A 2,552-nucleotide genomic window follows, 5' to 3' on the forward strand; every position below is an offset into this window, starting at 1 on the left:
CGGTGCGAGTGCGAGATGTTGTGACCGAAGCCGGGAACAGCTCCTGTCACCTGGCACACTGCTGCCATGTGATTACTCCTTCATTACCGTGAAGCCGGACGGCTTCACCCAAGATCCCTTGTCTGCGCGCCACCCTTCGGCAGGAGATTCCTGATCCGGATGAAGGGATCGGAAGGCCGTAAGAAAGGAGAAGCACACGAACTGCGCACAGGAGTGTGCACAGACAAGGAGTCAGTTTAGCACGGAGGAGCGTCTGCGAACGACCCGCAGCAGCAGCCCGCCGAGCACGGCCGCGAGCGCACCCAGCACGAGCAGCAGCGGCACCGCAGCACCGGTCATCGCCAGCGCCCCGCCCTGATCCGCGGGCGCGGCGCCCGCGGCGGGATCGGCTTCCGCATCGACCCCCGACCCCGGAGCACCGGCCCCGCCATCGCCGGGCTCGATCGCGCCGACATCGCCATCGCCGCCATCGCCCCCGCCGTCCGTCGCGGCAGCCGCCACGCCCCCGGTGGTCGCGTGCACGGCCTCGATGCGCACGGCCTCGGGGCCCATGCCTGCTCCCTTCGCAGCGACGGCGATCGCGATCTCGTTCCCGCCCTGCATGTTCAGCAGTCCGCTCGGCACTGTGAACTCGTCCTGCGGGCCGATATCACCGATGTAGACGCCGATGTTCCAGCCGTTCACGAACAGCGTCGCCTGCGATCCATCGGTACGTCCGGCATCGAACTTCGACGAGTCGATCATGAGGCGGAAGGCGGTGTCCTGGCCGGCAGGAACATCCAGATCGAAGGAGCTGCGGTACCAGTCGACGCCGGCGGCGTCGGAGACGAGGTCGGATGCGGAGTCCCAGGCGGTGTCGTCGAAGCCTGCCAGATGCCAGCCGGCGGCTTCGCCGGCGAGGCCGCCGTTGTTGTAGACCGTGCGCTCCGGGTCGGCGTCCGCCGCGGTCGCGCCGCGCAGGCGCCACTCCACCGCGCCGTCGCCGTTCGTGAGCTGCGCGTCGTAGAGTCCGCGGTTCTGGCGCGAGAGCCCGTCGTCCGACCAGTCGAGGTTCTGGCCGAGGTTGTGCACGAGCACCGAGACGACGACCTCGTCGCCCGCGGCGACCGCGCCCTCCGGGATCGTGACGTTCTGCCACGCGCCGGCCGCGGCCGGCGACCCGGCGTACTGGCCGTTCACCCACACCTGCATGAACGCCGGCGCCTTGCCGTGCCCCGGCTGTCCCGTACCGCCGTTGCCCTGCAAACGGATCGTGCCGCCGTCCTGCACGGCCGTGTAGTGGGCGCGGTACCAGACCGAGCCCTCGAAGAAGCCGTAGTGGTTGGAGTCGAGCACGATCCTCTGGTTCGCCCCGGGGCCCTGCCAGCGCGTGCCGGCGGTGGAGTCGGCGACCAGCCAATCGGAGTCGTCGAAGGATGCGCTCGACTCGGCGTCATCGGATGCCGTCACCCAGTCGAGCTCGGGGGCGGCCACCTCGACGGGGCCGGGCGCTGCGATGGCGGCTATGCCGTCGGAGACCGTGGCGTCCGCTCCGTTCCATGTGACGCGATCGATGCCGTCCGGCAGGTCGAGACGCAGCTCGCCGGCGGCATCCATCGAACCGGTCAGCGCCGCATCCGCGCCGTCGAAGGCGACGGTGCGGGCGAGGTAGGCGCCTTCGACGACGACCGTCGCCGTCGCCCCCGTCGCGGCGCGGGCGATGCCGCCGCCCGTCGACCCGTCGACGAACCAGACCCGCTCCGCGCTCTCGCGATCCATGATGCGCAGCGTCAACGGCGCTGCACCGTCATCGACCGTGACGTCGATCGGGGCGCCGTGGGTGTAGTTCAGCCGCAGCTGCCCGGTCTCGGCGTCCCAGAGGCTCGTGACGCCGTCGGGCGTCGAGACGGCGGGCTCTCGGTCGTAGTGCAGCACGCTCTCGCCGGCATCGCCGGAGTAGCCGATCGCGTACTGCACGGTTCCGCCGCGGCGCTCGAGCGCTGCACCGAAGAGCTGGCTGGTCGTGTAGTACAGCGCGTGACCGCCGATGCGGGTGTCGGCGGTCAGCATGAGCGCGTCACGGCCGTGCAGGGTGAGCGCCGTGCCCTCCTGCTGCGGCACGCGCTCCCAGCCGACAGCGCCCTCCGGCAGGGTGCCCTCCGTCTCGGCGCTCTCGTAGATCATGACGGCGTCGAGCGCGTGGAAGGATCCGCTCGATCCGGCGAACCGCTCACCGGTGACGACGACCCGCACATCGTGCTCGCCGTAGTCGAGGTCGCGCTGGGAGAAGAGCACCTTCTGCGGCTCGGCCGAACCCGTGACGGTCTCGCTCGTTCGTCCGGCGAGCTCGCCGTCGATGAACACCTCGGCCGGTCCGTGGTTCTGCGAGTACGGGCCGATCAGCTCGAATCCCGCCCCGGTGAACGAGAACTCGTAGGAGGCCCCGGCGGTGTCCGAGAACGTCTCGTCGCCGCCGATGTCCCCCGCGGTCCAGTTCTTGCCGGTCGCGTACTCCCACGCCCCGGTGAACGTGATCCGGTCGCTGTCGTCGTTCAGCTGCGTGCGCGCCGTGC

The 2,552-nt window shown here is 70.2% G+C and carries 1 protein-coding gene and 1 pseudogene; both read right to left on the reverse strand.

The window, feature by feature from the left end:
- Positions 1–68, reverse strand: a pseudogene (locus Q0Z66_RS12480) (L28 family ribosomal protein); the annotation flags it as partial.
- A 163-nt stretch (positions 69–231) separates the two neighbouring features.
- Positions 232–2,552: beta galactosidase jelly roll domain-containing protein (locus Q0Z66_RS12485; RefSeq protein ID WP_298041652.1), on the reverse strand; the 2,321-nt coding region annotated here is incomplete at its 5' end.

It is taken from the genome of uncultured Microbacterium sp., from assembly GCF_947632095.1.
Lineage (GTDB): Bacteria > Actinomycetota > Actinomycetes > Actinomycetales > Microbacteriaceae > Microbacterium.